We start from the raw sequence: 24,950 nt of genomic DNA, 5'->3' as shown, positions 1-24,950 counted from the left end.
GCCAGGAGTCGGAAGAGTCGTGTTGTCACAAGTGTGCCGGTAGTGTCCGTAGGAAAAGTATCGACGAATCGCTCAAGCCGCATTTTTTTGGAATAGCGCATAGAACAAACCGTCGTGGTCCTGCTCCGCGCTGCCAGTCGGCAACAGCTGGCCAGGCGCTGTCAATCGGGTCGCATTATTGCGCACCGCAAATGCCGCCGCCTGTGCCTCGGATTCCTGCGGCCACAATGAACAAGTCACGAACAGCAATTTACCATCGGGGCGCAGCATCTGCCACAGGTTGTCCAGAATTTTAGATGAAAGTGTTGCAAGTTGGAACGCATCTCCCTTGCGGCGCAGCCAGCGGATGTCGGGATGGCGGCGCACGATGCCCGAGGCCGTGCACGGCACGTCGGCCAGGATGCGGTCGTACTGCTGGCCGTCCCACCACGCGCTCGATTGCGCATCCTGCGCCTTCAGGGTCGCTTCCAGGCCCAGGCGCTCGAGGTTTTCCGCGATGCGCGGCAAGCGCTTGGCGTCCGCATCGATGGCCGTAACTTGCACGTCGGCCAGTTCCAGGATGTGGCACGTCTTGCCGCCAGGCGCCGCGCAGGCGTCCAGCACGCGCATGCCATCTTGCAAGTCCAGCAGCGGTGCGGCCAGTTGTGCACCGGCATCCTGCACGGAAACGACGCCCTGCTCGAAGCCGGGGATCAGCGCTACGCCGATGGGCTTGTCCAGGCGCACGGCAAACGGCCCCACCTGGCGCGCGGCAATGCCCGCCTCGGCCAGCACGGCCAGATACGCTTCGACCGTGCTCTTGCGGCGGTTTACGCGCAGGGTCAATGGCGGCACGGCATTGCCGGCCGTCAGAATGGCTTGCCAGTCGCGGGGATAGGCCAGGCGCAGCGAGTCGATCCACCATTGCGGATAATTCCATTGCGCCAAAGGTTGCTGCAAGGCCGCTGCCAGCAGGGATGTGCGCTCGCGCAAGAAACGGCGCAGCACGGCATTGACCATGCCCTTCGCATGCGCCAGGTCAGGGTGCGAGGTGGCCACCGTGACGGCCTGGTCCACCACGGTGAATTCTTCGTACGGCTGCTCGCCCGGCTCGGCCGACATCAGGGACAGCGCGCAGCACAGCAGCGCAGCGAGCATCGGCGGCTCGGGCGCCTTCGACGTCATCAGGCCGACCAGGGTTTCGCTGCGGCCCAGCTGGCGCATGGTGCGGTAGGAAATATCCTGGATGGCGCCGCGCGCTTGCGGGCTGGCGTTCGATTGCGTAAACACCTTGGCCAGCGCTTGCGGCAGGGCCGTGCCCGTGCGCACTTGCGCCACGGCATTGGCGGCGCCCAGCAGGCAAAACGCCAGCGAGTCGGCGCGCAAATCGGGTTGGAAGCCTGGCTGCAGGACCGGTTTCAGGTCGGGATGGTAGCTGGGACGCAATTTTGCGGCGGCAGGGGCGTGAGCCTGGCCTGGCGCCGGCTTGGTTTTCAATTTCAGCGTGGGGCGCTTGTTCATAGTTATCCGGTGTGGCTGCGCGCGGCTGGCGGCATGGTGGCAAATACGCGGCCGCGCGTCATCAATAAAGGGTCGATTGTAGCGTTTGTGGCGCCCTCTGGCCCAAGCGATTGCAGCGATATGGGCAATTTCCGGCAAAAAACTGCATATATACAAGCAGAATGCACCATGCTGATGTTTTCGTGCACCAACATGACCATGCCGTCCTGATAATATCGTGAAAAGCGCCGGCACGGGCACACTGCCGGCCGGCGTATTGTTCCCGGCAGCAAACCAGTATAATTAACGCAGTCTGGGCGGCTTGGATACTTGCCGTCCGTTTTGCTTTTTGATTCATTCTATTCATTCTTAACGCGGTTCCACCGCCATCCTGCTCATGCTCGCCCAACAGAAACAAGAAATCATCGCCCTGTTCCAGGCCGCCCTCGCTCCCGTCCTGGCCGGCACTTCGCTTGCGCCTTCCGTGGTGCTCGAGCGACCACGCGATGCATCGCATGGCGACGTCGCCTGCAACATCGCCATGCAACTGGCCAAGCAGCTGAAACAGAATCCCCGCGAACTGGCGCAAACCATCGTCACGGCCGTGCTGGCCAACCCGGCCGGCAAGGGCCTGATCGAGGCAGTGGAAATCGCCGGCCCCGGCTTCATCAACGTGCGCGTGTCCGCCGCCGCCAAGCAGGCCGTGGTCAAGACCATCCTGAGCGAGGCCGACAGCTATGGCCGCAGCACGGCAGGCGCCGGCAAGCAGGTCATCCTGGAATTCGTCTCGGCCAACCCGACGGGCCCGCTGCACGTGGGCCACGGCCGCCAGGCAGCCCTGGGCGACGCGCTGTCGTCGCTGTTCGACGCGCAAGGCTACACAGTGACGCGCGAGTTCTACTATAACGACGCAGGCGTGCAGATCCAGACCCTGGCCAATTCCGTGCAGGCACGCGCGCGCGGCTTCAAGCCGGGCGACGCCGAATGGCCCGAGTCAAGCTACAACGGCGACTACATCGCCGATATCGCCAACGACTTCATCGCCGGCAAGACCGTGTCGGCCAGCGACGGCTTGCCGGCGACGGCCAACGGTAACGTGGACGACATCGATTCGATCCGCCCGTTCGCCGTCACCTACCTGCGCAACGAGCAGGATATCGACTTGCAGGCATTCGGCGTGAAGTTCGACAACTACTACCTGGAATCGTCGCTGTACGCGGACGGCAAGGTCAACAGCGCCGTCGAGACCTTGATCAAGGCGGGCCACACCTACGAGCAGGATGGCGCGCTGTGGCTGCGCACCACCGACTTCGGCGACGACAAGGACCGCGTCATGCGCAAGACGGACGGCACCTATACGTATTTCGTGCCGGACGTGGCGTATCACCTGGTGAAATGGCAGCGCGGCTTCGTGCAGGCCATCAATATCCAGGGCAGCGACCACCACGGCACCATCGCGCGCGTGCGCGCCGGCCTGCAGGCGGTCGACATGGGCATCCCGCAAGGCTACCCCGACTACGTGCTGCATAAGATGGTCACCGTCATGAAGGACGGCGAAGAAGTCAAAATTTCGAAACGCGCCGGCTCCTACGTGACCGTGCGCGACCTGATCGAATGGTCGGGCGGCGGCGACATCGCCAAGGGCCGCGACGCCGTGCGCTTCTTCCTGATCTCGCGCAAGGCCGACACGGAATTCGTCTTCGACGTCGACGTGGCGCTGAAAACCACCGATGAAAACCCCGTCTATTACGTGCAGTACGCGCATGCGCGCATCTGCCGCATCCTGGAAAACTGGGGCGGCGATGCAGGCACGGTTGCCAACGTCGACCTTTCCCCGCTGACGGCGCCGACGGAAGCGACCCTGCTGGCGACCCTGGCCGCCTACCCGGAAATGCTGGCGCGCGCGCAAGCGGAACTGGGCCCCCACCAGGTCGCCTTCTACCTGCGCGACCTGGCCGCCAACCTGCACAGCTTCTACTTCGCCGAAAAAGTGCTGGTCGAGGACGAAGCCGTCAAGATGGCCCGCCTGGCGCTCGTCATCGCCGCGCGCCAGGTGCTGCGCAACGGCCTGGCACTGATCGGCGTGTCCGCGCCAAACAAAATGTAATCGCGAAGGTCAAACCGTCAATGAATCACGCTTCCTCTTACGCTTCCCGCGCCACGCCGGTCCGCCGCCAGCAGGGTAATACGCTGGTCGGTATCATCATCGGCCTGGTCATCGGCCTGGGCATCGCCGTGGTGGTCGCCCTGGTGATCACCAAGGGCGCCTCGCCCTTCACCGACAAGTCGCCCAAGGCCGGCAAATCGGCCGAACCGACGGCCGGCCAGATCGCCGACCCGAACAAGCCGATGTACGGCAACAAGGAAGCGGCCAAGGAAGCGGCGCGCGACTTCTCCAAGGAGCCTCGCGAAATCACCACGCCGACGCAGCCCGCTGCGCCGGCACCGGCGCCAGCTCCCGCGCAGCAGCCGAAAGCGCCGCCGCCAGACGCGCTGCAGGAATTGATCGGCACCCTGAAGGACAAGCCGACGCCGAAAACGCCGGCGGCCGCCCCGGCAGCACAGGCCAAGGCCGAGACGAAAGCCGACGCCAAGGCCGATGCAGCCAGCGACAAATGGATTTATTATCTGCAGGCCGGCGCCTTCCATGACATGTCGGACGCCGAAAGCACGCGCGGCAAACTGGCGCTGCTCGGCTTCGAAGCGGCCATCAGCGACCGCAGCACCGATGCCGGCGTGCTGCACCGCGTGCGCATCGGGCCGTTCAACCAGCTCGAAGCGATGAACCGCGCACGCACCAAACTGTCCGAAAACGGCATCGATGTCGCCGTCGTCCGCAACCAAAAATAAGGAACCAGCATGCGTTTTCTGAAGAAAGTCCTGTTCGCCGCCGCCCTGTGCACCGCCGCCATGGGGGCATCGGCCTCGCCGGCCGATCCGAAAAACGGCGTCGAGTACGAAACCCTGGCCACGCCGCAGGCGACGGAATCGGGCAAGAAGATCGAAGTGACGGAATTCTTCGCCTATTACTGCCCGCATTGCAACGTGCTTGAGCCGCAACTGGCGGCCTGGGTCAAGAAACAGGGCGACAACATCGTCTTCAAGCGCGTGCACGTGTCGCGCGATGACAGCGTGGCGCCGCAGCAGCGCCTGTTCTTCACCCTGCAAGCCATGGGCCTGATCGACAAGCTGCACACCAGCGTCTTCCACGCCATGCACGTGGAGCGCAACCGCCTGAACACGGACGACGCCGTCTTCGATTTCGTCGCCAAGCAGGGCGTGGACCGCCAGAAGTTCATCGACACCTACCGTTCGATGGGTATCTCGGCCCGCGTGCGCCGCGCAGACGCCATGATGCAAGGCTATAACGTGACGTTCTGGCCCATGATCGCCATCGATGGCCGCTATATCACCTCGCCATCGCAGGCCGATCAAGGCAGCAAGTCGGCCAAGAACGAAGAGCAGCTGAACGCCCAGGCGCTCACCGTGATGGACGTGCTGGTTGCGAAAGCCAAAGCGGAAAAGAAATAAGCATGTCTACCTCCCTGGCGCAGCCCCGGCACGCGCGCATCGCCTGATGCACAGCGTTTTCATCACGGGGGCGTCGAGCGGACTGGGCGCCGCCCTGGCGCTGCAGTACGCGCGCCAGGGCGCCCGACTGGGCCTGCTGGCCCGCCGCGGCGAAACCCTGCAGCAACTGATCGCCTCCCTGCCCCACCCCGAACACCACCGCGCCTACGCCGTCGATGTGTGCGACCACGCCGCCCTGAAGAATGCGGCGCACGACTTCATCGCCCATGCGGGGCGCATCGATGTCGTCATCGCCAGCGCCGGCGTGTCGTACGGCACCTTGACCGAACACGCGGAAGACCTTGACGCCTTCGCGCGCCTCATGGCCATCAACGTCACGGCCACCGTCGCCACCTTCGCCCCCTTCATCGCCACCATGCAGCAGCAAGGCAGCGGACGCCTGGTGGGCATCGGCAGCGTGGCGGGCATCCGCGGCCTGCCCGGCGCCGAAGCGTACAGCGCCTCGAAGGCGGCCGTCATCAGCTACTGCGAATCGCTGCGTCTGGAATTGAAACCTGCGGGCGTCAAGGTCGTCACCATCACGCCCGGCTACATCGACACGCCGATGACGCGGCATAACGCCTACCGCATGCCCTTCCTGATGCCGGCCGAAAAATTCGCCGCACGCGCCGCGCGCGCCATCGCCGACGGCGACAGCTACCGCGTGATCCCGTGGCAGATGGGCGTCGTCGCCAAGCTGCTGCGCGCGCTGCCCAATGCCGTCTACGACATGGCCTTCGCCAACGCGCCGCACAAGGCGCGCAGCAAGCCATCCGGCGACAGCCAGTAAAACCATCTCCTCACCATGACGAAGCATTCAGACCTGAACAGCGCGGCCATTGCCGCCCATTGCGCCACGGGCGCCTCCCACGTGGCCATCGAAGTGGTCGACGAAACGGGATCGACCAACGCCGACCTGCTGGCGCGCTGCGCCACCCTGGCCGGCCCCACCTTGCGTATCGCCGGCCAGCAGACTGCCGGACGGGGGCGCGCCGGACGGCCCTGGGTGTCGCAGGCGGACGCCAGCCTGATGTTCTCGTTGGCCTGGCGCTTCAAGGGGCCGCTGCACGGGATGGTGGGCCTGCCCCTGGCCGTCGGCGTGGCGCTGGCCGAAAGCATGACGGCGCTGGGCGTGCCGGTGCAATTGAAGTGGCCGAACGACATGCTCAAGGATGGCCACAAACTGGCCGGCATCCTCGTCGAAACGCAGCAGGCAGCGGACGGTGGCGTGTGGGCCGTCATCGGCTGCGGCATCAATTTGCTGATGCCCGATGCGCTGGAGCAGCAGATCGGGCGCAGCGTCTCGGCCGTGCCCTGGCTGGCGCAGATGGAGCGCAACACCCTGGTCGCGGCGCTCCTGAGCCGCCTGGCCGGCGTGCTGGCCGAATTCGACGACACGGGCTTCGCGCCATTTGCCGAACGCTGGAACCTGCTCCACGCCTGGCAGGGCCAGCACGTGAAGATCCTCGACAACGGCCAGCTGCTGCAGCAAGGCATGGCCGCCGGCGTGGACCACCTGGGCCGTTTGCTGCTGCGCACCGATGGCGGCCTGCAGGAAGTCATGTCCGGCGACGTGTCCTTGCGCCTGGCGGGGGAGTAAGCGCATGCTGCTGCTGATAGACGCCGGCAATACACGCATCAAATGGGCGCTCGTGGCCGCCGATAGTGCCGCCGGCGGCTGGCTGGCCAGCGGCGCCGTCGCGCATGCGCAGATCGACACCCTGGCCGCGCAGTGGGCCGGCCTCGCCATCAGCGCAGCGCTGCTGTCGAACGTGGCAGGCGCCGTCATCGGCATGCGCCTGCGCGCCATGCTGCCCGTGGCGCCCTGCGACTTCACTTCGCAGCCGCAGCTGGCGGGATTAAAGAATAGCTACCGCGCGCCATCGCAGCTCGGTTGCGACCGTTTTGCCGCCGCCATCGGCGCGCAGGTGCTGGCGCCTGGCCAGGCCGTCATCGTCGCCAACTGCGGCACCGCCACCACCATCGACGCCATCACGGCAGATGGCGTTTTCCTCGGCGGGATGATCTTGCCGGGACTGGGATTGATGGCCAGTTCGCTGGCACGCAACACGGCGCAGCTGCCGCAGATCGCCAGCGACGCCATGCTGCCGGCCGGCTTCGCCGACAACACGGACGACGCCATCCTCTCCGGCTGCCTGGCGGCGCAGGCGGGCGCCATCGAACGGGCCGTGCGCATGCACGGCGCCAGCGCCTGCCTGCTGTCCGGCGGCGCCGCGCCCCGCATCGCGCCGGCACTGGCGCTGGCGGTACCACTGCACCTGGTGGACAATATCGTCATGATCGGCCTGCAGGCGGCCGCGCGCACCGGCGCAGCGGGAACACAAGGAAACCACGTATGCTGAAATTCGTCTTCTGGCTGCTGGCCGGCGTCAACCTGCTGGTGCTGGCCATCGGCCAGGGTTATCTGGGCAGTTTTCGCAGCGAGACACGCGAACCGGCGCGCCTGAAAAACCAGCTGCAGGCCGGCAAGCTCACCTTGCTGACGCAGGAGCAGGCCACGGCGCCCGCCGCGCCGCCGCCCGCCGACGACGCGGCGACACCGGCCACGCCGGCGACGGCCGCTCCCGCGCCGCCGCCATCGTATGCCTGCACGGAGGTGGGCAATTTCCTGCTGGCGGACGGACGCCGCTTCGAAGCGCAAGTGGCCGCGCTGGACCTGGGCGACCGCCAGTCGCGCCGCAACGTGGCCGGCCAGGAGATTTCCAGCTACATGGTGTACATCCCGCCGCAGGGCAGCAAGGAAGGCGCCGACCGCAAGGCCGGCGAATTAAAGCAGCTGGGCGTGACGAACTACTTCATCATGAACGAAGTCAGCCCGCAGCGCTGGGGCATTTCATTGGGCGTATTCAAGTCGGAAAACAGCGCGCAAAGCCAGCTGGCAGCGCTCAACAAGCAGGGCGTGCACAGCGCCCGCATCGCGCCGCGCTACAGCGCCAGCAAGCAGATGGCCTACCGCTTCCGCGACCTCGACGCCGCCACGCGCGCGCGGCTGGAAAAGATCAAGGCGCAGTTCCCGGAGCAGGAACTGCGCAACTGCAAATAAGCACCTGAGCAAACCTGCTGCGCGTCGCTCTGTGCGCACCTGCGATGCGCGCTGCGGTTCAGTCCCGTGCCTTATCGTTGGATGACGATCGGCTTGATGCCGGTCGATTCCGGCAGATTCGCCGCCGCCCGTGCCGCTTCGGCGCGGCTGGAAAACGGTCCGCCGTACAGGCGGAACAGATTACCGGCCTGCACCACCCCCAGCGTTCCCAGAGCCGCCGCGTAGGGCGCCAGGCGCGAACGGCCCATTTCCGCATTGTCGGCGCGCGAGTAGGCGCCCAGCTGCAGATAGAAGCCGCTGGCCAGCGCCGCCGGAGCAGGCATGGCCACCGTCGCATCGACGGGCAGCATCTGCGTCGACACTTCCGGCTGCACCACGGCGCCCGTTTCCACCGGCGTATCGATGGAGATGGCGACCACGGAAGGCACCGGCTTGGGCGCCGCCCTGGCGGCCAGGATGGCATCGATGTCGGCCGGCAGCAGCCGCTCGACGACCACCTGGTGGCTGCCCTTGCCCAGGAAGCCCAGTTTCAGCGCCGCCGTGTAGGACACGTCGATGACGCGCGTGGCGTGGAACGGACCGCGGTCATTGATGCGCACGATCACCTGCTCGCCGCTGTCGATGCTCGTCACGCGCGCATACGATGGAATCGGCAAGGTCGGATGGGCCGCCGTCATCTTGTACATATCGTAGATTTCGCCCGACGAGGTGCGCTGGCCATGGAATTTCTTGCCATACCAGGTGCCCGTGCCCGTCTGCTTGAACGGTTCGTTGTCGGTGATCGGGGTATACGTCTTGCCGAACACGACATAGGGACGGTTCGAGCGCGTCGAATACGGCTCGTTGCGCACTTCCGCATCGGGCACGTCGCGCAGGTTGGCGGGCGGATTGTCGCCCGGGCCATCGTCCTTGTAGTAGCCGCCGCGCCCGGAGCCGGCGGCCGGCAGCGCGGGCAAGGTGGGATCCTGGCGCACGGGGGACTTGACCTTGCCGCCCGGCGGCATGGGCACGTTGGCCGGCGGCTTTTGCGGCGTGGTGCCGCAGGCGGCCAGGGTCAGCAAGACCGCCAGCAGTGTGGCAACATTCATCCCGCGCATGGCGAAGGTATCGACAGGCGCGCGCATCAGGTCTGCACCAGCTTGCGATGGCGCTGAATGCTCATCAGGATACCGGTGGCCACGCCCAGGGTCAGCAGCGCCGTGCCGCCGTAGCTGAGGAAAGGCAGGGGCACGCCGACCACCGGCACGATGCCGCTGACCATGCCCATGTTGACAAACGCATACGTAAAGAAAATCATAGTTATCGCTCCTGCCAGCAGGCGAGTGAAAAAACTGGGGGCGTTGGCGGCGATCATCATCCCCCGTCCCACCAGCAGCAAATACATCAGCATCAGGATCAAATTGCCCACCAGGCCGAACTCCTCCGAATACACGGCGAAGATGAAGTCGGTCGTGCGCTCCGGGACGAACTCCAGGTGGGCCTGCGTGCCGTGCGTCCAGCCCTTGCCCGTCATGCCGCCGGAACCGATGGCGATGATGGACTGGATGATATGGAAGCCCTTGCCCAGCGGGTCCTTGGTCGGGTCGATCAGCATCATCACGCGGTCGCGCTGGTAATCATGCAGATGCGACCAGGCGATGGGCAGGCAGGAAACAAAGGTGATCAGCAGGCCGGCGAGCACCTTCCACGACAGGCCGGCCAGGAAGATCACGGTAAAGCCGGCCGCCACCACCAGCAGCGCCGTGCCCAGGTCGGGCTGGCGCGCGATCAGGTAGACGGGCACCAGCAGCAGCACGGCCGCCATCAGGAACGATTTCCAGCGCAGGGCGCCCGCATTATGCTGGAAGAACCAGGCCAGCATCAGCGGCGTGGCGATCTTCAGGAACTCGGAAGGCTGGATGTCGATCACGCCGATATGCAGCCAGCGCCGCGCACCGAGCTTGATCGTGCCGAACAGCGCCACGGCCACCAGCAATATCACCGAGACCGTATACGCGGGCACGGCGATGCGCATCATCATCTGCGGCGTGACGTTGGCCGCCACCCACATGACGAAAAAGCAGAGCAGGATGTTGCGCAGGTGATCCTCGATCTTGCCGGGGATGCCGATGCTGGCCGAATACAGGGTCAGCAGGCTGGTGCTGAGCAGCATCAGGATGATGATCATCAGCGGCGGATCGAATACCGCCAGATAGGGTTTGGCGCGCCGCCACAGCGAGCGCCTCTCGTTTATGGGCATGTGCTTCCTTATTGCCTTGGGGTCTGGCGCACCGCCATGGCGGGCGCCTCTCGTAACAAGAAACGTTTCATTGTTGTCTGGCAGGCGCCGCCGGGGCAGCCTGCTCGTCGGTGATTTCTTCCAGGGTGCGCACTTCGTCGACATCTTCCTTGGGCACCTTGGTGGTGTCCTTTTCCTTGTCGCTCGGGCGCTTGCCCAGCAGGTAGTAGTCGAGCGCCTTGCGCGCGATCGGCGCGGCCACGCCGGCGCCGAAGCCCGCGTTTTCTACCACGATGGCAATCGCGATGCGCGGCTTGTCGGCCGGCGCGAAGGCCGTAAACAAGGCATTGTCGCGCAGGCGTTCAGCCAGCAGCTTGGCATTGTACTTCTCGTTTTTCTTGATGCCCACCACCTGCGCCGTACCCGTCTTGCCGCCCACCGTGTACTGCACGCCGGCGAAGATGCGCGCGGCCGTGCCGCCCTGTTCGCTGGTCACGCCCACCATGGCGCGCTTGATGGTGTCGATGTTTTCCTGCTTGAGCGCGATGCGGTAGCTTTCCTTGGGCACCGTCAGGGTGCGTGCGCGCGTGCTGGCGTCTTCGATGATCTTCACCAGATGCGGCTTCATCACCACGCCGTTATTGGCCAGGTTGGCCGTCGCGTGGGCGATCTGCAGCGGCGTGTAGGAATTGTAGCCGGAGCCGTTACTCACCGAAATCGTGTCGCCGCCCACCCATTTTTTCTGCTGCGGCGTCTTGAAGCGGTTGCGCTTCCATTCCGTCGACGGCAGCACGCCCGTCTTTTCGTTATTCAGGTCGATGCCCGTCAGCTGGCCGAAGCCGAACGGCTTCATGAAGTCGTGGATGGCGTCGATGCCCATGTCGCGGCCCAGCTGATAGTAATAGGTATTGCACGAGACGACGATGGACTTGTGCATGTCCACCGTGCCATGGCCGCCCACCTTGTCGTCGCGGAAGGTATGCCCGCCCAGGATGAAGAAGCCGGGATCGGAAATCGACTGGCTCGGCGTGCGCTTGCCCAGTTCCAGCGCGGCCAGCGCCATGAAGGGCTTGAAGGTCGAACCGGGTGCGTAGGTGCCGGACAGGGGACGGTTGACCATCGGCCGGTCCAGCGAGGTATTGAGCTCATTCCAGCTTTGCTGGTCGATGCCGTCGACGAACAGGTTGGGGTCGTAGCCTGGCTTGGACACGTAGGCCAGGATGTCGCCCGTGGCCGGGTCGATCGCCACGGCCGCGCCGCGCCATTCGCCGAACGCTTCCTCGACCACCTTCTGCAGTTCGATGTCGATCGACAGGATCAGGTTGTTGCCAGGCGTGGCCGCCGTGCGCGACAGGGTGCGCATGGCGCGCCCGCCGGCCGACACTTCCACCTCTTCGTAGCCGGTGGTGCCATGCAGCTGCTTCTCATAGCTTTTTTCCAGGCCTTCCTTGCCGATATGGTCGGTGCCGTTGTAGTTGGCCGCGTCCTCGCCCTCTTCCAGCGCCTTGGCTTCATTGCGGTTGATGCGGCCGATGAAGCCCACCACGTGCGAGGCGATTTCGCCCATCGGATACTGGCGGAACAATCGCGCCTGCACCTCCACGCCAGGGAAGCGGAAGCGCTGCGCCGTGAAGCGCGCCACTTCTTCGTCCGTCAGGCGCGTGCGCAGCGGCACGCTGACGAAATTCTTCGATTCTTCCAGCAGTTTCTTGAAGCGGCGGCGGTCCTTGATGTCGACCTGCACCAGGGTCGACAGCTCGTCGATCACCGAGTCGAGGCTGGCGCTCAGCTTCGATGGCGTGATTTCCAGCGTATAGGCCGAGTAATTGCGCGCCAATACGACGCCGTTGCGGTCGAGGATCAGGCCGCGCGTGGGCACGATGGGCACCACGGCGATGCGGTTGTCTTCGGCCTTGGTCGCATAGTCCTCGTGCTTGATCACCTGCAGCCAGATGAAGCGCGCCAGCAGCAGCGAAAAGCAGACGAAGACGAGCCCGCCCAGGATGGTCAGGCGCATGCGGAAAAAATGCAGTTCGCGCTCGGTGTTCTTCAGTTCAGTCATGGCAGGCGCCCGTCAAATCGGCCGATTGTGGTCACGGTCCACGGCGCGGCGCTGCGGCGCCAGCAGGATCCACGTGACGAGGGGCCACAGGGCCACGGCGACGAAGCTCTCGATGAAATTGAGCCAGCCGGGGAAGCGCCCGGAGACGATCAGGCGCGTCAGCAATTGCAGCGCCTGCGTCAGCAGCAGCAGCGGCAGCACGTGCAGTGCCTGCGTCAGGATGGGGAACCACAGCACGCGGCGGTGCATCATGATGGCAAAGTAGGACAGCAGGGTGTAGGCCAGCGCATTCTCGCCCAGCAGGGTCGAGTCGTGCACGTCCATCATCAGGCCCATGAAGAACGCCACGCCGATGCCGACCTTGCGCGGCTGGTGGATGCCCCAGAAGACCAGCACCAGGGCGACGAAATCGGGCACGCCGACGAACTGCCCCCATGGCAGCAAATTCAGCAGAAAAGCGCACAGCAGGGAAAAGCCGATGAACAGGGGGCTGACCGGCAGCAGGATGTAATGCGGGCGGTTCATCGTGTCGCCTCCTTCGGTGGCACGGCGGCAGGCGCAGGCGCAGGTGCCGGCGTCGCCGGCTTCGGCGCAGGTAGGGTGCCAGCCGGCGCTTTCGCGGCCGGTGCGGCTGCGCCATTCGCGGCCGGCGCCGGCGCTGCAGCGGCGGCAGGCTCCTTGGCCGGGTCCTTGATCGGCGCCATCTTGCCGGCAATCTTGCGGCCCGTCTTGATATCTTCGGCGGGCGGACGTGGAGGTATCTCGGGCGACGTCATCAAAATAAGGAGCTGGGTATTGCGTTCGATGCCGGCCAGCGGCTGGCACACGACGCGGCCGAACGGACCGTGCGCATTGCGCTCGACCAGGGTCACGCGCGCCACGGCCAGGCCGGCCGGATACAGGCCGTCGAGGCCCGAGGTAATGACGATGTCGCCGATCTGGATGTCGGCGCTGGGAGCCGTGAAGCGCAGCTCCATGGTGCCGGACTTGCCGCGCCCGATGGCCACGCTGCGCACGCCATTGCGCAGCAGCTGCACGGGAATGGCCTGCTCTTCATCGGTCAGCAGGGTCACTTCGGAGGTGAACGGGAACACGCGCGTGACTTGCCCCACCACGCCCAGGTTGTCGATCACGGGGCGCCCCAGTTCGACGCCGTTCTGGATGCCGCGGTCCAGCACAATCTTGCGCGTGGCCGAATCGCGCGTGTCGTACAGGACTTCGGCCATCAGGGTCTTGACGGGCACGCGCTCGCGCGCCTCCATCAGTTTGCGCAGATGGTTGTTTTCAACGATATTGAGCTGCGCCTGCTGCAGGATCTGCGCCGAGGCGATCTGTTCGTGCTTCAGGTCGCGCACCTGTTTTTCCAGGGCGGACAGCGAAGAAAAGTAGTTGCCGACGCCAAGCGCCACGTCGCGCGGCACCAGGGCCGCCATCTGCACCGGATACAGCACGGTGCCGACGGCCTGGCGCACGGCCGTCAGCGCGTGCATGCGCGAATCGACCAGCAGCAGGGCGATAGAAATGCCGGCGAACACCATCATCTTGACGCGGGCGGAGGCGCCTTGTTTGAAAAGTGGCGGAGGACTGTATTCCATGACTTCCAATAATCAGGCCAGGCGCAGTGCGCCAACGTGCAGGCCCCGGTCAAACGCCGGCGCCAAAACCAAAAAAAGGCCGGAATGGTTTCCGGCCCTTCTGTCAGATTATTCGTAGGAGAAGATCGAGCCGAGCTTGTCCATACGTTCCAGTGCCATCCCGGAACCGCGCACCACGCAGGTGAGCGGGTCCTCGGCCACCAGCACCGGCAGGCCGGTTTCCTCCATCAGCAGGCGGTCCAGGTCGCGCAGCAGTGCGCCGCCGCCCGTCAGCATCATGCCTTTTTCGGCGATGTCGGCGCCCAGTTCCGGCGGCGTCTGTTCCAGCGCGTTTTTCACGGCCGAGACGATGTTGTTCAGCGGGTCTGTCAGCGCTTCGAGGATCTCGTTGCTGGAAATGGTGAACGAACGGGGGATGCCTTCGGACAGGTTGCGGCCCTTGACTTCCATTTCCTTCACTTCCGAACCAGGGAAGGCCGAACCGATGGCTTTCTTGATGGCTTCGGCCGTCTGTTCGCCGATCAGCATGCCGTAGTTACGGCGGATGTAGTTGACGATGGCTTCATCGAACTTGTCGCCGCCCACGCGCACGGAACCCTTGTAGACCATGCCACCCAGCGAGATGATGCCCACTTCGGTGGTACCGCCGCCGATGTCGACCACCATCGAGCCCGTTGCTTCCGACACGGGCAGGCCCGCGCCGATGGCCGCTGCCATCGGTTCTTCGATCAGGTACACCTGCGAGGCGCCGGCGCCCAGCGCCGATTCGCGGATCGCGCGGCGTTCTACCTGGGTCGAACCGCAAGGCACGCAGATGATGATGCGCGGCGATGGACGGAAGAATTTCGAGTCGTGCACCATGCGGATGAATTGCTTGAGCATCTGCTCGGTCACGGTGAAGTCGGCGATCACGCCATCTTTCATCGGACGAATCGCTTCGATATTGCCCGGCACCTTGCCCAGCATCTGCTTGGCTTCCTTGCCGACTGCCTGAATGGTCTTCTTGCCATTCGGACCGCCTTCCTGGCGGATGGCGACGACCGATGGTTCGTCCAGGACGATACCGAGGCCGCGCACATAAATAAGGGTGTTGGCCGTGCCCAAGTCAATGGCCAGATCGGTGGAGATATACCTGCGTAAAAAACCAAACATGAGTGTCCTGTAGCGCATCGAGCTGCGCAAAAGCTGTTTATGGGGAGTTTCAAAGCGGGCGCTTTCAGGCACCCTGAAAATCCAAAAGGCGATTTTTCCGGGTTTCGCTTGGCGCTTGCGCAATCTTTTCTATGCTGCGGCAGCAGTCCATCAGCGCCGGCAACGCATTAACCCGCCATTCTACCTTATAATTTGAATGCGATTTGCTCAAAAACCATGGAAAAGTGCGACTCTTGCAGCCGCGAGTTACGCGGCATTCCTCGGCTTTTGTGAGCAAAAGAGCAGTAAATACCCGCGTTTTATCAAAACGCCAACTTAATACTAATGCGCGGCACTCCGCGCCATTCGCCATGTCCCTGACACTATCCGACGTAAAACGCATCGCCCATCTGGCGCAACTTGAAATGGCCGACGACCAGGCCGTCACGTCTTTGGCCCAATTGAACAAGATTTTTGCACTGGCCGAACAAATGCAAGCCGTCAATACCGATGGCGTGGCCCCCCTGAGCCACCCGCTGGCCGCCCACATGGACAATATCGCCCTGCGCCTGCGCGAGGACATCGCCACCGAGCAGAATCGCCGCGACGCCTACCAGGCCGTGGCGCCGAAAGTCCAGGATGGCCTGTATCTCGTCCCTAAAGTGATCGAGTAACTGGCACCTGACATAAGCTGCTGCGCGTCGCGACTTGCGGCCTCCGATGCTCACTGTGCCAAAGCACAGCTCCGCTTCTCGGCCACAACTCACTTCCGCTCGCTACGCTTCTGTCAGGCGCTAGAACGGCGCAGTGCACAAAAAACAACCCTGCCGAATAGATAAAAATAGAAACGCCATGCATACAAAATCCATCAAACAGCTGTCCACGCTTTTGCAGAACAAGGAAATTTCCGCCGTTGCACTGGCGACGCATTTCCTCGACCGCATCGAAGCGGACACCTCGAACGCCTTCCTGCACGTCGACCGTGCCCTGACCCTGGCGCAAGCGGCCGAAGCTGATGCCCGCATCGCGGCCGGCACGGCCACGCCATTGACGGGCGTGCCGATCGCGCACAAGGACCTGTTCGTGACGAAAGGCTGGCGCACCACGGCCGGCTCGAAAATGCTGGCCAACTACGCCAGCCCGTTTGACGCCACCGTGGTGGAAAAATTCCAGGCGGCCGGCATGGTCACCCTGGGCAAGGTCAACTGCGATGAATTCGCCATGGGTTCCGGCAACGAGAACTCGGCCTTCGGCGCCGTGCAGAATCCGTGGGACAAGGCTGCCGTGCCAGGCGGCTCGTCCGGCGGTTCGGCCGCCGCCGTGGCGGCCGGCCTGACGCCTGCGGCCACCGGCACCGACACGGGCGGCTCGATCCGCCAGCCGGCCGCCTTCTGCGGCATCACCGGCATCAAGCCTACGTATGGCCGCGTCTCGCGCTTCGGCATGATCGCCTTTGCCTCGTCGCTGGACCAGGGCGGCCCGATGGCCCGCTCGGCCGAAGACTGCGCCCTGCTCTTGAGCGCCATGGCCGGCTTCGACGAGCGCGACTCCACCAGCCTGTCGCCGGAACAGGGCGGCGTGGCGGAAGATTTTTCGCGGGAACTGGGCCAGCCGCTGACAGGCCTGCGCATCGGCGTGCCGCGCGAGTATTTTGGCGAAGGCCTGGCCAAGGACGTGGAAGCGGCCGTGCGCGGCGCGCTGGCGCAGTATGAAAAGCTGGGCGCCACCCTGGTCGACATCTCGCTGCCGAACACCGCCCTGTCGATTCCCGCCTACTACATGATCGCGCCGGCCGAAGCGTCGTCGAACCTGTCGCGCTACGACGGCGTGCGCTACGGCCACCGCGCGGCCGAGTACAAGGACTTGCAGGACATGTACAAGAAATCGCGCGCCGAAGGCTTCGGCCCCGAAGTGCAGCGCCGCATCATGGTCGGCACCTATGTGCTGTGCCACGGCTACTACGACGCCTACTATCTGAAGGCGCAAAAGATCCGCCGCCTGATCGCGCAGGATTTCGACGCCGTCCTGAATGGCCCGAACGCCGTCTGCGACGTCATCATGGGCCCCGTCGCGCCAACCGTCGCCTGGGACCTGGGCGACAAGACGGACGACCCGGTGGCAAACTACCTGGCCGACATCTACACCCTGTCGACCAGCCTGGCCGGCCTGCCCGGCATGTCGATCCCTTGCGGTTTCGGCGAAGGCGAGAAAAACGGCAAGCGCCCCGTCGGCCTGCAAATCATCGGCAATTACTTTGGCGAAGCCAAATTGCTGAACGTGGCCCACCAGTTCCAGCAAGTGACGGACTGGCATACGCGCAGCCCTGCCGGCGTTTAAGAGCAGACCAAGAACAGATTTGCGCCGCGGCTAGCGGCGCCACCAAAAATAAGCGAGAACACTATGCAATGGGAAGTCGTCATCGGTCTTGAGAACCACGTGCAGCTCACGACCGAATCCAAAATTTTCAGCGGTTCGCCGATCAAGTACGGCGCCGACGCCAACACGCAGGCCAGCCCCGTCGACCTGGCCCTGCCAGGCGTGCTGCCCGTGATGAACAAGCAGGCCGTCGACCGCGCGATCCGCTTCGGCCTGGCCGTGGGCGCCACCGTCGCGCCGCACTCGGTCTTCGCGCGCAAAAACTATTTTTATCCGGACTCGCCCAAGGGCTACCAGATCAGCCAGTTCGAGGACCCCGTCGTCATCGGCGGCGCCCTGACCTTCGGCTATGAAAAGGATGGCGAATTCGTCACCAAGACCGTCAACCTGACGCGCGCCCACCTGGAAGAAGACGCCGGCAAGTCGCTGCACGAAGACTACGCCGGCATGAGCGGCATCGACTTGAACCGCGCCGGCACGCCGCTGCTGGAAATCGTCTCGGAACCGGAAATCCGCAGCGCCGCCGAAGCCGTGGCCTACGCCAAGGCCCTGCACTCGCTGGTCATGTGGCTGGGCGTTTGCGACGGCAACATGCAGGAAGGCTCGTTCCGCTGCGACGTCAACGTTTCCGTGCGCCCCGTCGGCCAGAAGGAATTCGGCACGCGCTGCGAGATCAAGAACCTGAACTCGTTCCGCTTCATCGAGGAAGCCGTGCACGTGGAAGTGCGCCGCCAGATCGAACTGATCGAAGACGGCGGCAAAGTCGTGCAAGCGACGCGTTTGTACGATCCGGACCGCAAGGAAACGCGCGAAATGCGCAGCAAGGAAGACGCGCAGGACTACCGCTACTTCCCGGACCCGGACCTGCCGCCGCTGGTCATCTCGCAAGCGTGGATCGATACGGTCAAGGCTTCGATGCCGGAACTGCCGGCCGCCATGCGCGCCCGCTTCATCAGCGAATACGCGCTGCCGGAATACGATGCGCTGGTGCTGACGCAATCGAAAGCCATGGCCACCTATTTCGTCGCCGTGGTCGACAAGGCAGGCAAGGAAAACGCCAAGGCCGCCGCCAACTGGCTGATGGGCGACGTATCGTCGACCCTGAACCGCGAAGGCGTGGACCTGGACGAGGCGCCCGTCTCCGCCGCGCAGCTGGCCGCCATGCTCAAGCGCATTGCCGACGGCACGATCTCGAACAAGGCGGCAAAGGAAGTCTTCGCCGGCATGTGGGAAGCCAAGTCCAGCGACGAGAACCTGGTCGATGCCATCATCGACGCCAAGGGTCTGAAGCAGATCTCGGACACGGGCGCACTGGAAGCCATCGTCGATGAAGTACTGGCGGCCAACGCCAAGTCGGTGGAACAGTACCGCGCCGGCAAGGAAGCGGCCATCAACGCGCTGATCGGCCAGGCCATGAAAGCGTCGAAAGGCAAGGCCAATCCAGCCCAGCTGACGGAGCTGCTGAAGGCCAAGCTGGCGGGATAATTCTCCTCCGTACTCCCCCCAAAAAAAGACGCTGCCGCGTCTTTTTTTTCGCCTGTTCACCATACTCCTAAACAAGCTTGTCTATATTTTCCAGCATGCCTGACAGGCGCTTATGCAACATTGAAAATTAAAGTATACATTTTTGTCTACAACGATTATTCTAGCCTTATTGAATTTCAGGCAAGAGGAAAACAGCATGGGCAAGACGCACGACATCCCGAAACCGACGGCAGCCGAACTCGATCTGCTGCAGGCACTGTGGCCACTGGGCGCCGCCACGGCCAAACAGGTGCACGAAGCGATGGCACTGGCCAAGCCCGCCATCACCTACGGCACCGTGCTGCGCCTGATGCAGATCATGCATGGCAAGGGCTTGCTGATCCGCGATGAAAGCCAGCGTTCGCACGTGTATGCGCCAGCGCAGGCGCAGGACAGCCTGCAGACGAACCTGCTCAAGGAATTGATGCAGAAAGCCTTTGCCGGTTCGGCCAAGGCGCTGGTGCTGGCGGCCCTGCGCACGGGCGTGTCGCGCGCCGAACGCGCAGAGATCGAAAAAATGCTCAAGGACGATCAATCATGAGCGGCTTCGTGCCGGCCCTGGGCTGGACCCTGCTGCACTTCCTGTGGCAGGGATTGCTGATCGGCTGCGCCACGGCGCTGGCGCGGGCCATCCTGCGCAATGCGCGTCCCGAGGCGCGCTATGCCGTCGGCTGCGGCGCCCTGCTGGCCTGCCTGGCCTGGCCGGCGGCGGGCTTGTATCTGCGCCTGGCCGGCGGCGATGCCACGGGCATCCTGTTTTCCAGCACCTTGCTGCCGGCCGCCCTGCTGGCGCCCGACAGCTTGCCCGACCTGGACCTGCTGCTGCGCGCCATCGTCGGCGTGTGGGCGCTGTGCGCCGCCATGCTGGCCCTGCGCATGGCGCTGGGCATGCTGTGGATAGCACGCAGCGCCAGCAAAGACGAGGCCACGCACACCCTCTGGCAAACGCGCCTGTCCGGCATGGCGCAAGACGCCGGCGTGACGCGGCCCGTGCGCCTGCGCGTGCTCGACGGCATTGCCAGCCCCCTCACGGCCGGCATCTGGCGCCCCATGGTGCTGGTGCCGGCGGCGCTGATCACCGGCATGCCGCCGCAGCTGCTCGACGCGCTGCTGGCGCATGAACTGGCGCACATCCGGCGCCACGATTATCTGCTCAACCTGCTGCAAAACGCCATCGAGGCGCTGCTGTTCTTCCACCCTGCCGTCTGGTGGATTTCACGCGGCGTGCGCCTCGAACGCGAACACATTGCAGATGATTTCGCAGCAAGACAACTGGGCGAACCGCGGCGTCTGGCTCTTGCACTCTCGGAACTGGAACGTCTCCAGTTCTCAACCCACCACCTGGCCCAGGCGGCCAACGGAGGAGATCTTATGTCACGTATCAAACGACTGCTGCGCCCTGCACCACAAACCCTGAACTGGAAAGCGGCCATACCGCTGCTGGCACTGGCCGGCGCCTGCCTCGGCATCTACGGCCAGGCCGTCGCCGCCGACAGCGCACCCGTGCTGGAGCGCCGCCCCGTCGTCGACTTTGGCGTCTGCGGCAAACCGGCCTACCCGGCCGCATCGCTGCAGGCGAAGGAAGAGGGCACGGTCAACATGTCCTTCGATGTCGATGCCGCCGGCAAGGTCCACGGATCGAGCGTGGTCAAAAGCAGCGGCCATCCCGCCCTCGACGAGGCGGCGCGCAGCGGCATCGCCAAGTGCACGTTCAAGCCGGCCCTCGCTGGCGGCAAGCCAGTCAGTGCCAGCGTCAAGGTGCAATACGTCTGGCGCCTGAACTAATGCAGGAGCGGCGGCATCGCAGCGACATTGTTGCAGCGATGCCGCCGCCCGCTTGCGGGTATGATCATGGATTCTTCCACGCACCTGTGAATACGCCATGAACAAGATCAAAACCGGCCTGGTCGGCTACGGCTTTGCCGGCTCCACCTTCCACGCGCCCGTGCTGTCCACCATCGACGCCCTGGAATTGACGGCCGTCGCCTCCAGCAAGCCCGACCTCGTGCACCAGGATTGGCCGCAGGCCACCGTGTATGCGGAACCGGCGCAGCTGTTTGCCGATGCGGCCATCGAACTGGTCGTCATTGCCGCCCCCAACGAAGCCCATTTCAGCCTGGCGCTGGCGGCCCTGCAGGCGGGCAAGCACGTGGTGGTCGACAAGCCATTCACGATTTCCAGCGCCGAGGCACAAACCCTGATCGCCGTGGCGAAGGAGCGCAAGCTGGTGCTCAGCGTGTACCACAACCGGCGCTGGGATGGCGACTTCCTCACCATCAAGGCGCTGCTGGCGCAGGGCACCCTGGGGCGCATCGCCAGCGTCGAATCGCATTTCGACCGTTTCCGCCCCGAGATCCGCCAGCGCTGGCGCGAGTCCGGCGCGCCGGGCGGCGGCCTGCTGTACGACCTGGGCCCGCACATGCTGGACCAGGCCATGCAGTTGTTCGGCATGCCGGAAAAACTGTCGGCCGATATCGCCCTGCAGCGCGATGGCGCGCAAGCCGTCGACTATTTCCATATCGTGCTGTATTACGACCGGCTGCGCGTGGTGCTGCAGGCCGGCTGCCTGGTGAAGGCGCCGACGGCGCGCTTCGCCGTGCATGGCGACAAGGGCAGTTTCGTGAAATTCGGCCTCGATCCGCAGGAAGACGCCCTGAAGGCGGGCGGCAGGCCGGGACAGCCCGGCTGGGGCGTGGACCCCGTGCGCGGCGCGCTGCACCTGGGCACGCAGCCGGACGGCCACGTCGAACACCTGGAGATACAGGCGGGCCGCTACCAGGACTTTTACCAGGGCATGGCCGACGCCATCCGCCACGGTGCAGCGGCGCCCGTGGCGGCCGAGGATGCGGCGGCAACGATACGCCTGATCGAACTGGCGCTGCAAAGCGCCGCCGAAGGCCGCGTGCTCGCGGTCGGCTGATCCGATGCCAGCCGGCCCGGCTCAGTTGATGACGAAGGCCAGCACCACGGCGCCCAGCGCCAGCAGGGCCAGGCCGCAAATGAACAGCAGTTCGCCCCACCACTCGTAGCGCAAGCGCGGCTGGCCGGGGCGCAGCGACATGAACGAGAGCACGGCGCTGACGAGAAAGACGATGGCATCGACGGCCAGCAGCTTGTCGATGGCCACGCGCATCTCGCCGCGCGGCGCCAGGTGGCCGATCGACAGCACCGTCATGCACACGCCCACCATCGTCGCCGAGGTGGGCAAGATATGGGCAGACAAACCGCGCGCCGGCACGCCCCGTTCGGGCGCCTTGCCGTCGCCCGGCATCAGGTCCGGCCCTGGTTCGTTCCCGCCGGCCAGACCAGCTCCACGCGCGCCGAGCTGCCCGCCTTGACCTGCACCTTGCGTTCCAAGGTCTTGCCGGCCAGGGTGGCGCGCAGGCTGTAGCTGCCCGGCGCCAGTTTCGCCAGCAGGAATGGCCCGCTGGCCGTCGTCTCCAGCACCTGCACGCCCTTGGCGTCGCTGATCTGCAGCTTCACGTCGGAGGCAAATTCCGCCTTGCCCGGCGCCTGCACGGAAAACACCAGGCTCAATGGCCAATGCCGGCTGGCGCTCTTGATGGCGGTCGACTCATCGAGGCCGATGCCGCCGCTCAGGTATTCCACCGCCCCGCTCTTCTGCACGGGCGGCAGCGCACTCTCATTCTGTGCCTGCGCCGCACTTCCCAGCAACAGCCCGGCGGCCAGCATTGCCGCCGCCAGGCTCAAGGTACCGCGTCTGTTTGATGCCATCTCACTCTCCTCGTGTCGGTTGAATCAAGATAGGAAGCGCAGCTTAGGCAGGACTTAGGAAACCATCAACGCCGGCGCATGGCCTCGGCGATCTTCTGGTCCGTCTTGAACTGGCTCAGCGCATACACGGCCCAGATTGTGGCTGGCAGCCAGCCGATCACGGTGATTTGCAGGATCAGGCAAATGATGCCGGCGATCGGACGGCCGATCGTGAAAAAGGTCAGCCACGGGAGTATCAGGGCAATCAGCAAGCGCATCGTTCGTTCCTTCAGTATTCCCCTGCGCCGCGGGGACCGGGCCGGCATGCCGGCGATAAAATCCATTGACCTGATTATAACGATAGCTGCGCCTTACGCGGCGCGGGCGACAGTTGTTTTTCCATCCACGCCAGGATGGCGGCGAAGATCTCCTCGCGGTTCAGTTCATTGAAATTCTCGTGGTAATTGGCAGGATAAAAATGGTAGTCGAGCAAGCCATCGGGCACGCTGCGCAGCATGCCTTCCGTGGCGCGGCTGTCGGCCAGCTTGTCGTCGCCCGCCACCACGGCAAACAGGGGGAAGGTCCAGCCCGACAAGCCGCCCGCCAGTTCCTTTTGCGCCGACGTCAGCGCGTGGGCGAAACGCACCGACGCGGCGCTGGCGCGTATGCCGTCGCGCTCGTCCTGAAAATGGCGCGCGGTGATGGCCTGGTCGTGCGTCAGCAGCATGGTCAGGTTCCCCAGCGGCACCTTCATCGTGGGGAAGCGCCTGGCCAGCCAGCCCGACAGCATCTGCAGCACCTTCGGCACGGGAATCGCATTCACGTAGTACGGCGAGGAGATGATGAAGCCGCGGATGGCCGGGTCGCCCGCAAAGCGCCGCAGCCCCAGATGGGTGGCGATCAGGCCGCCCATGGAGTGGCCCATGACGAAAACCGGCACGCCGGGATACGTCTGCCTGACCCAGGCGAGGAACAGTTCCTCGTCGTCGAGGAAGGCCTCGAACGAGGGAATATCCACCATGCGCTTGCCGTCGTGGCCCACCATGTCGAAGCTGACGGTGGCGATGCCGTGCTGGCGGAAGTACAGCGCCGGCGTGACATAGTCGCCCGCATGCGCCATGCCGCCGTGGATCGCCAGGATCACGGCACGTGGCTGTTGCGGCCCTGGCGGCTGCCAGATGTGGATGGGCCGCTCGACCTGGTCGCTGCACAGCAGGCTGGCCATCTTGTCTTCTGAAAAACGCATCGCTGCTCCTGTCATGCCCTGTCACTCCTTCAGGTGATCGATCAACTGGCGCGCATACAGGGGTAATTCACTGAACTGGCGCACGCAAATCGTCAGATTGCGTACCGACCAGGGATCGGATAATTCCAGGCAGCGCAGCGCCATCGTCTGCTGGCAGCGGCTTGCCGCCGCCAGCGGCACCACGCTGATGCCCACGCCGCTGGCCACCATGCGGCACACGGCATCGAAGCTGCGCAGGCGCACGCGCACTTTCAGCGGGCGCCCCAGGCGCGCCGCGTGCATGCCCAGGTACTGCTGCATCGCGCTGTCGTCGGCCAGGCCGATGAAATCGTGATCGAGCACGCTGGCAAAGTCGACGACGCCATCCTGTCCCAGCGCGCGATGATGCACGCCGTCGGCCGCCGCGATCACCACCAGCCGGTCGGGGCGGAACAAAAACGTCTGCAAGCCGCGCATGTCGACCGAGTCGGACACGATGCCCATGTCGGCCAGTCCTTCCGAGACGGCCTTGACGATATCGTAACTGAGGCGCTCTTCCAGGTCGATGGTCAGGTTCGGATGGCGGTCGAGAAAAGCGCCGAGCGCCTCGGGCAGGAATTCGCTGAGGGCCGCCGTATTGCACAGCAGCCGCAACTGCCCTTTCAAGCCGCGCGCAAACTCACCGAGCTCGCCCCGCATTTTCTCCATTTGCAGCAAAACGAGGCGCGCGTGATGCAGCAGGGTCTGACCCACCGGCGTCGGTTCCACGCCACGCCGGCCGCGCAGCAGCAGGGGCATGCCCAGCATCTCTTCCATGCCGCGCACGCGCGCACTGCTCGAGGCCAGCGCCAGGTGGCTGCGCGCAGCGCCCGCCGTCAGGCTGCCCGCCTCCACCACGTTGACAAACAGCTGCAAGTCGACCAGATCGAAACGCATGACAGCCCTCCTTTTTCCCCATCTTATCAGCCTTCGTCCACCACTGAGGCTGACTC

25 protein-coding genes are annotated in these 24,950 nt (G+C 64.6%); 13 read left to right on the top strand and 12 right to left on the bottom strand.

Annotation, left to right across the window (positions count from 1 at the left end):
• Positions 1-72 precede the first annotated feature (72 nt).
• Positions 73-1,500 carry a 16S rRNA (cytosine(967)-C(5))-methyltransferase RsmB gene (gene rsmB, locus VPH41_RS25625; protein ID WP_328571951.1) on the bottom strand — a complete coding sequence of 476 codons (1,428 nt, stop codon included), beginning with the start codon at positions 1,498-1,500 and terminating at the stop codon, positions 73-75.
• 376 nt (positions 1,501-1,876) lie between these two features.
• On the opposite strand from rsmB, the gene argS reads away from it, so the two are divergent.
• From argS to VPH41_RS25590, 7 genes are read left to right on the top strand one after another with little or no spacing between them, the layout of a single operon-like run.
• On the top strand, positions 1,877-3,586 hold the full coding sequence (argS, locus tag VPH41_RS25620) for an arginine--tRNA ligase (RefSeq protein WP_328571950.1): 1,710 nt from the start codon (positions 1,877-1,879) through the stop codon (positions 3,584-3,586).
• A 20-nt stretch (positions 3,587-3,606) separates the two neighbouring features.
• Positions 3,607-4,329, top strand: a complete 723-nt coding sequence (locus VPH41_RS25615) for an SPOR domain-containing protein (protein ID WP_328571949.1) — start codon at positions 3,607-3,609, stop codon at positions 4,327-4,329.
• Positions 4,330-4,338: 9 nt separating this feature from the next.
• Positions 4,339-5,010, top strand: a complete 672-nt coding sequence (locus tag VPH41_RS25610) for a thiol:disulfide interchange protein DsbA/DsbL (protein WP_152283908.1) — start codon at positions 4,339-4,341, stop codon at positions 5,008-5,010.
• Between the two features lie 46 nt (positions 5,011-5,056).
• Positions 5,057-5,839: an SDR family oxidoreductase gene (locus VPH41_RS25605; RefSeq protein ID WP_328571948.1), complete on the top strand. Its 783-nt coding sequence runs from the start codon at positions 5,057-5,059 to the stop codon at positions 5,837-5,839.
• A gap of 15 nt (positions 5,840-5,854) precedes the next feature.
• Positions 5,855-6,649: a biotin--[acetyl-CoA-carboxylase] ligase gene (locus VPH41_RS25600; RefSeq protein WP_328571947.1), complete on the top strand. Its 795-nt coding sequence runs from the start codon at positions 5,855-5,857 to the stop codon at positions 6,647-6,649.
• A 4-nt stretch (positions 6,650-6,653) separates the two neighbouring features.
• Positions 6,654-7,412 (top strand): type III pantothenate kinase, encoded by a 759-nt coding sequence (locus tag VPH41_RS25595; protein ID WP_328571946.1) that lies wholly within the window; start codon positions 6,654-6,656, stop codon positions 7,410-7,412.
• Positions 7,406-8,113 carry an SPOR domain-containing protein gene (locus tag VPH41_RS25590; RefSeq protein WP_328571945.1) on the top strand — a complete coding sequence of 236 codons (708 nt, stop codon included), beginning with the start codon at positions 7,406-7,408 and terminating at the stop codon, positions 8,111-8,113. The genes VPH41_RS25595 and VPH41_RS25590 overlap by 7 nt, the downstream gene beginning before the upstream one ends.
• Before the next feature lie 71 nt (positions 8,114-8,184).
• Here the strand turns inward: VPH41_RS25590 and VPH41_RS25585 are convergent, their stop codons facing one another.
• From VPH41_RS25585 to VPH41_RS25560, 6 genes are all read right to left on the bottom strand, one after another.
• Positions 8,185-9,201, bottom strand: coding sequence for a septal ring lytic transglycosylase RlpA family protein (locus VPH41_RS25585; protein WP_328571944.1), 1,017 nt, complete (start codon positions 9,199-9,201; stop codon positions 8,185-8,187).
• 35 nt (positions 9,202-9,236) lie between these two features.
• Positions 9,237-10,352, bottom strand: a complete 1,116-nt coding sequence (gene rodA, locus VPH41_RS25580) for a rod shape-determining protein RodA (protein WP_101483784.1) — start codon at positions 10,350-10,352, stop codon at positions 9,237-9,239.
• Between the two features lie 67 nt (positions 10,353-10,419).
• Positions 10,420-12,393, bottom strand: a complete 1,974-nt coding sequence (gene mrdA / locus VPH41_RS25575) for a penicillin-binding protein 2 (RefSeq protein WP_152283914.1) — start codon at positions 12,391-12,393, stop codon at positions 10,420-10,422.
• Between the two features lie 12 nt (positions 12,394-12,405).
• On the bottom strand, positions 12,406-12,918 hold the full coding sequence (mreD, locus tag VPH41_RS25570; protein WP_077399420.1) for a rod shape-determining protein MreD: 513 nt from the start codon (positions 12,916-12,918) through the stop codon (positions 12,406-12,408).
• Positions 12,915-13,988, bottom strand: coding sequence for a rod shape-determining protein MreC (mreC, locus tag VPH41_RS25565; protein ID WP_328571943.1), 1,074 nt, complete (start codon positions 13,986-13,988; stop codon positions 12,915-12,917). Before mreC ends, mreD begins: the two co-directional genes overlap by 4 nt.
• Before the next feature lie 108 nt (positions 13,989-14,096).
• Positions 14,097-15,140 carry a rod shape-determining protein gene (locus VPH41_RS25560; protein WP_010393186.1) on the bottom strand — a complete coding sequence of 348 codons (1,044 nt, stop codon included), beginning with the start codon at positions 15,138-15,140 and terminating at the stop codon, positions 14,097-14,099.
• A gap of 350 nt (positions 15,141-15,490) precedes the next feature.
• Here VPH41_RS25560 and gatC point away from each other — a divergent pair, with 350 nt between their 5' ends.
• From gatC to VPH41_RS25530, 6 genes are all read left to right on the top strand, one after another.
• Entirely contained in the window at positions 15,491-15,793 is a 303-nt protein-coding gene (gene gatC, locus VPH41_RS25555; protein WP_034784699.1) for an Asp-tRNA(Asn)/Glu-tRNA(Gln) amidotransferase subunit GatC, read from the top strand.
• Between the two features lie 178 nt (positions 15,794-15,971).
• Positions 15,972-17,456 (top strand): Asp-tRNA(Asn)/Glu-tRNA(Gln) amidotransferase subunit GatA, encoded by a 1,485-nt coding sequence (gene gatA / locus VPH41_RS25550; protein ID WP_152283916.1) that lies wholly within the window; start codon positions 15,972-15,974, stop codon positions 17,454-17,456.
• Between the two features lie 48 nt (positions 17,457-17,504).
• On the top strand, positions 17,505-18,980 hold the full coding sequence (gene gatB / locus VPH41_RS25545) for an Asp-tRNA(Asn)/Glu-tRNA(Gln) amidotransferase subunit GatB (RefSeq protein WP_328572065.1): 1,476 nt from the start codon (positions 17,505-17,507) through the stop codon (positions 18,978-18,980).
• A 196-nt stretch (positions 18,981-19,176) separates the two neighbouring features.
• On the top strand, positions 19,177-19,560 hold the full coding sequence (locus tag VPH41_RS25540) for a BlaI/MecI/CopY family transcriptional regulator (RefSeq protein WP_152283918.1): 384 nt from the start codon (positions 19,177-19,179) through the stop codon (positions 19,558-19,560).
• Positions 19,557-20,804 carry a M56 family metallopeptidase gene (locus tag VPH41_RS25535; RefSeq protein ID WP_328571942.1) on the top strand — a complete coding sequence of 416 codons (1,248 nt, stop codon included), beginning with the start codon at positions 19,557-19,559 and terminating at the stop codon, positions 20,802-20,804. The genes VPH41_RS25540 and VPH41_RS25535 overlap by 4 nt, the downstream gene beginning before the upstream one ends.
• 97 nt (positions 20,805-20,901) lie before the next feature.
• Positions 20,902-21,939 carry an oxidoreductase gene (locus VPH41_RS25530; protein ID WP_328571941.1) on the top strand — a complete coding sequence of 346 codons (1,038 nt, stop codon included), beginning with the start codon at positions 20,902-20,904 and terminating at the stop codon, positions 21,937-21,939.
• Positions 21,940-21,960: 21 nt separating this feature from the next.
• Here the strand turns inward: VPH41_RS25530 and VPH41_RS25525 are convergent, their stop codons facing one another.
• The 5 genes from VPH41_RS25525 to VPH41_RS25505 all read right to left on the bottom strand — a co-directional run bounded on the left by VPH41_RS25525 (position 21,961) and on the right by VPH41_RS25505 (position 24,894).
• A complete protein-coding gene (locus tag VPH41_RS25525; RefSeq protein ID WP_152256146.1) occupies positions 21,961-22,290 on the bottom strand; it encodes a hypothetical protein in 330 nt (109 codons plus the stop codon).
• The gene (locus tag VPH41_RS25520; RefSeq protein ID WP_328571940.1) at positions 22,290-22,754 is read right to left on the bottom strand and encodes a carboxypeptidase-like regulatory domain-containing protein; all 465 of its coding nucleotides are present in this window, start codon (positions 22,752-22,754) and stop codon (positions 22,290-22,292) included. Before VPH41_RS25520 ends, VPH41_RS25525 begins: the two co-directional genes overlap by 1 nt.
• A gap of 65 nt (positions 22,755-22,819) precedes the next feature.
• Positions 22,820-23,011: a YqaE/Pmp3 family membrane protein gene (locus tag VPH41_RS25515; protein ID WP_152256144.1), complete on the bottom strand. Its 192-nt coding sequence runs from the start codon at positions 23,009-23,011 to the stop codon at positions 22,820-22,822.
• Positions 23,012-23,085: 74 nt separating this feature from the next.
• Positions 23,086-23,979: an alpha/beta fold hydrolase gene (locus VPH41_RS25510; RefSeq protein ID WP_328571939.1), complete on the bottom strand. Its 894-nt coding sequence runs from the start codon at positions 23,977-23,979 to the stop codon at positions 23,086-23,088.
• Between the two features lie 21 nt (positions 23,980-24,000).
• Positions 24,001-24,894, bottom strand: a complete 894-nt coding sequence (locus VPH41_RS25505) for a LysR substrate-binding domain-containing protein (protein WP_328571938.1) — start codon at positions 24,892-24,894, stop codon at positions 24,001-24,003.
• Between the last annotated feature and the right edge of the window lie 56 nt (positions 24,895-24,950).

The sequence above is a fragment of the Janthinobacterium sp. P210006 genome (genome assembly GCF_036231885.1).
Lineage (GTDB): Bacteria > Pseudomonadota > Gammaproteobacteria > Burkholderiales > Burkholderiaceae_D > Janthinobacterium > Janthinobacterium violaceinigrum.
The sequence above is the reverse complement of the archived record's forward strand: the minus strand, read 5'-3'. Positions and strand labels throughout refer to the sequence as shown.

Excerpts from the sequence above, each read along its gene's own strand:
- rsmB (WP_328571951.1), bottom strand. The coding sequence starts at position 1,500 with ATGAACAAGCGCCCCACGCTGAAATTGAAAACCAAGCCGGCGCCAGGC.
- argS (WP_328571950.1), top strand. The coding sequence starts at position 1,877 with ATGCTCGCCCAACAGAAACAAGAAATCATCGCCCTGTTCCAGGCCGCC.
- VPH41_RS25615 (WP_328571949.1), top strand. The coding sequence starts at position 3,607 with ATGAATCACGCTTCCTCTTACGCTTCCCGCGCCACGCCGGTCCGCCGC.
- VPH41_RS25610 (WP_152283908.1), top strand. The coding sequence starts at position 4,339 with ATGCGTTTTCTGAAGAAAGTCCTGTTCGCCGCCGCCCTGTGCACCGCC.
- VPH41_RS25605 (WP_328571948.1), top strand. The coding sequence starts at position 5,057 with ATGCACAGCGTTTTCATCACGGGGGCGTCGAGCGGACTGGGCGCCGCC.
- VPH41_RS25600 (WP_328571947.1), top strand. The coding sequence starts at position 5,855 with ATGACGAAGCATTCAGACCTGAACAGCGCGGCCATTGCCGCCCATTGC.
- VPH41_RS25595 (WP_328571946.1), top strand. The coding sequence starts at position 6,654 with ATGCTGCTGCTGATAGACGCCGGCAATACACGCATCAAATGGGCGCTC.
- VPH41_RS25590 (WP_328571945.1), top strand. The coding sequence starts at position 7,406 with ATGCTGAAATTCGTCTTCTGGCTGCTGGCCGGCGTCAACCTGCTGGTG.
- VPH41_RS25585 (WP_328571944.1), bottom strand. The coding sequence starts at position 9,201 with ATGAATGTTGCCACACTGCTGGCGGTCTTGCTGACCCTGGCCGCCTGC.
- rodA (WP_101483784.1), bottom strand. The coding sequence starts at position 10,352 with ATGCCCATAAACGAGAGGCGCTCGCTGTGGCGGCGCGCCAAACCCTAT.
- mrdA (WP_152283914.1), bottom strand. The coding sequence starts at position 12,393 with ATGACTGAACTGAAGAACACCGAGCGCGAACTGCATTTTTTCCGCATG.
- mreD (WP_077399420.1), bottom strand. The coding sequence starts at position 12,918 with ATGAACCGCCCGCATTACATCCTGCTGCCGGTCAGCCCCCTGTTCATC.
- mreC (WP_328571943.1), bottom strand. The coding sequence starts at position 13,988 with ATGGAATACAGTCCTCCGCCACTTTTCAAACAAGGCGCCTCCGCCCGC.
- VPH41_RS25560 (WP_010393186.1), bottom strand. The coding sequence starts at position 15,140 with ATGTTTGGTTTTTTACGCAGGTATATCTCCACCGATCTGGCCATTGAC.
- gatC (WP_034784699.1), top strand. The coding sequence starts at position 15,491 with ATGTCCCTGACACTATCCGACGTAAAACGCATCGCCCATCTGGCGCAA.
- gatA (WP_152283916.1), top strand. The coding sequence starts at position 15,972 with ATGCATACAAAATCCATCAAACAGCTGTCCACGCTTTTGCAGAACAAG.
- VPH41_RS25540 (WP_152283918.1), top strand. The coding sequence starts at position 19,177 with ATGGGCAAGACGCACGACATCCCGAAACCGACGGCAGCCGAACTCGAT.
- VPH41_RS25535 (WP_328571942.1), top strand. The coding sequence starts at position 19,557 with ATGAGCGGCTTCGTGCCGGCCCTGGGCTGGACCCTGCTGCACTTCCTG.
- VPH41_RS25530 (WP_328571941.1), top strand. The coding sequence starts at position 20,902 with ATGAACAAGATCAAAACCGGCCTGGTCGGCTACGGCTTTGCCGGCTCC.
- VPH41_RS25525 (WP_152256146.1), bottom strand. The coding sequence starts at position 22,290 with ATGCCGGGCGACGGCAAGGCGCCCGAACGGGGCGTGCCGGCGCGCGGT.
- VPH41_RS25520 (WP_328571940.1), bottom strand. The coding sequence starts at position 22,754 with ATGGCATCAAACAGACGCGGTACCTTGAGCCTGGCGGCGGCAATGCTG.
- VPH41_RS25515 (WP_152256144.1), bottom strand. The coding sequence starts at position 23,011 with ATGCGCTTGCTGATTGCCCTGATACTCCCGTGGCTGACCTTTTTCACG.
- VPH41_RS25510 (WP_328571939.1), bottom strand. The coding sequence starts at position 23,979 with ATGCGTTTTTCAGAAGACAAGATGGCCAGCCTGCTGTGCAGCGACCAG.
- VPH41_RS25505 (WP_328571938.1), bottom strand. The coding sequence starts at position 24,894 with ATGCGTTTCGATCTGGTCGACTTGCAGCTGTTTGTCAACGTGGTGGAG.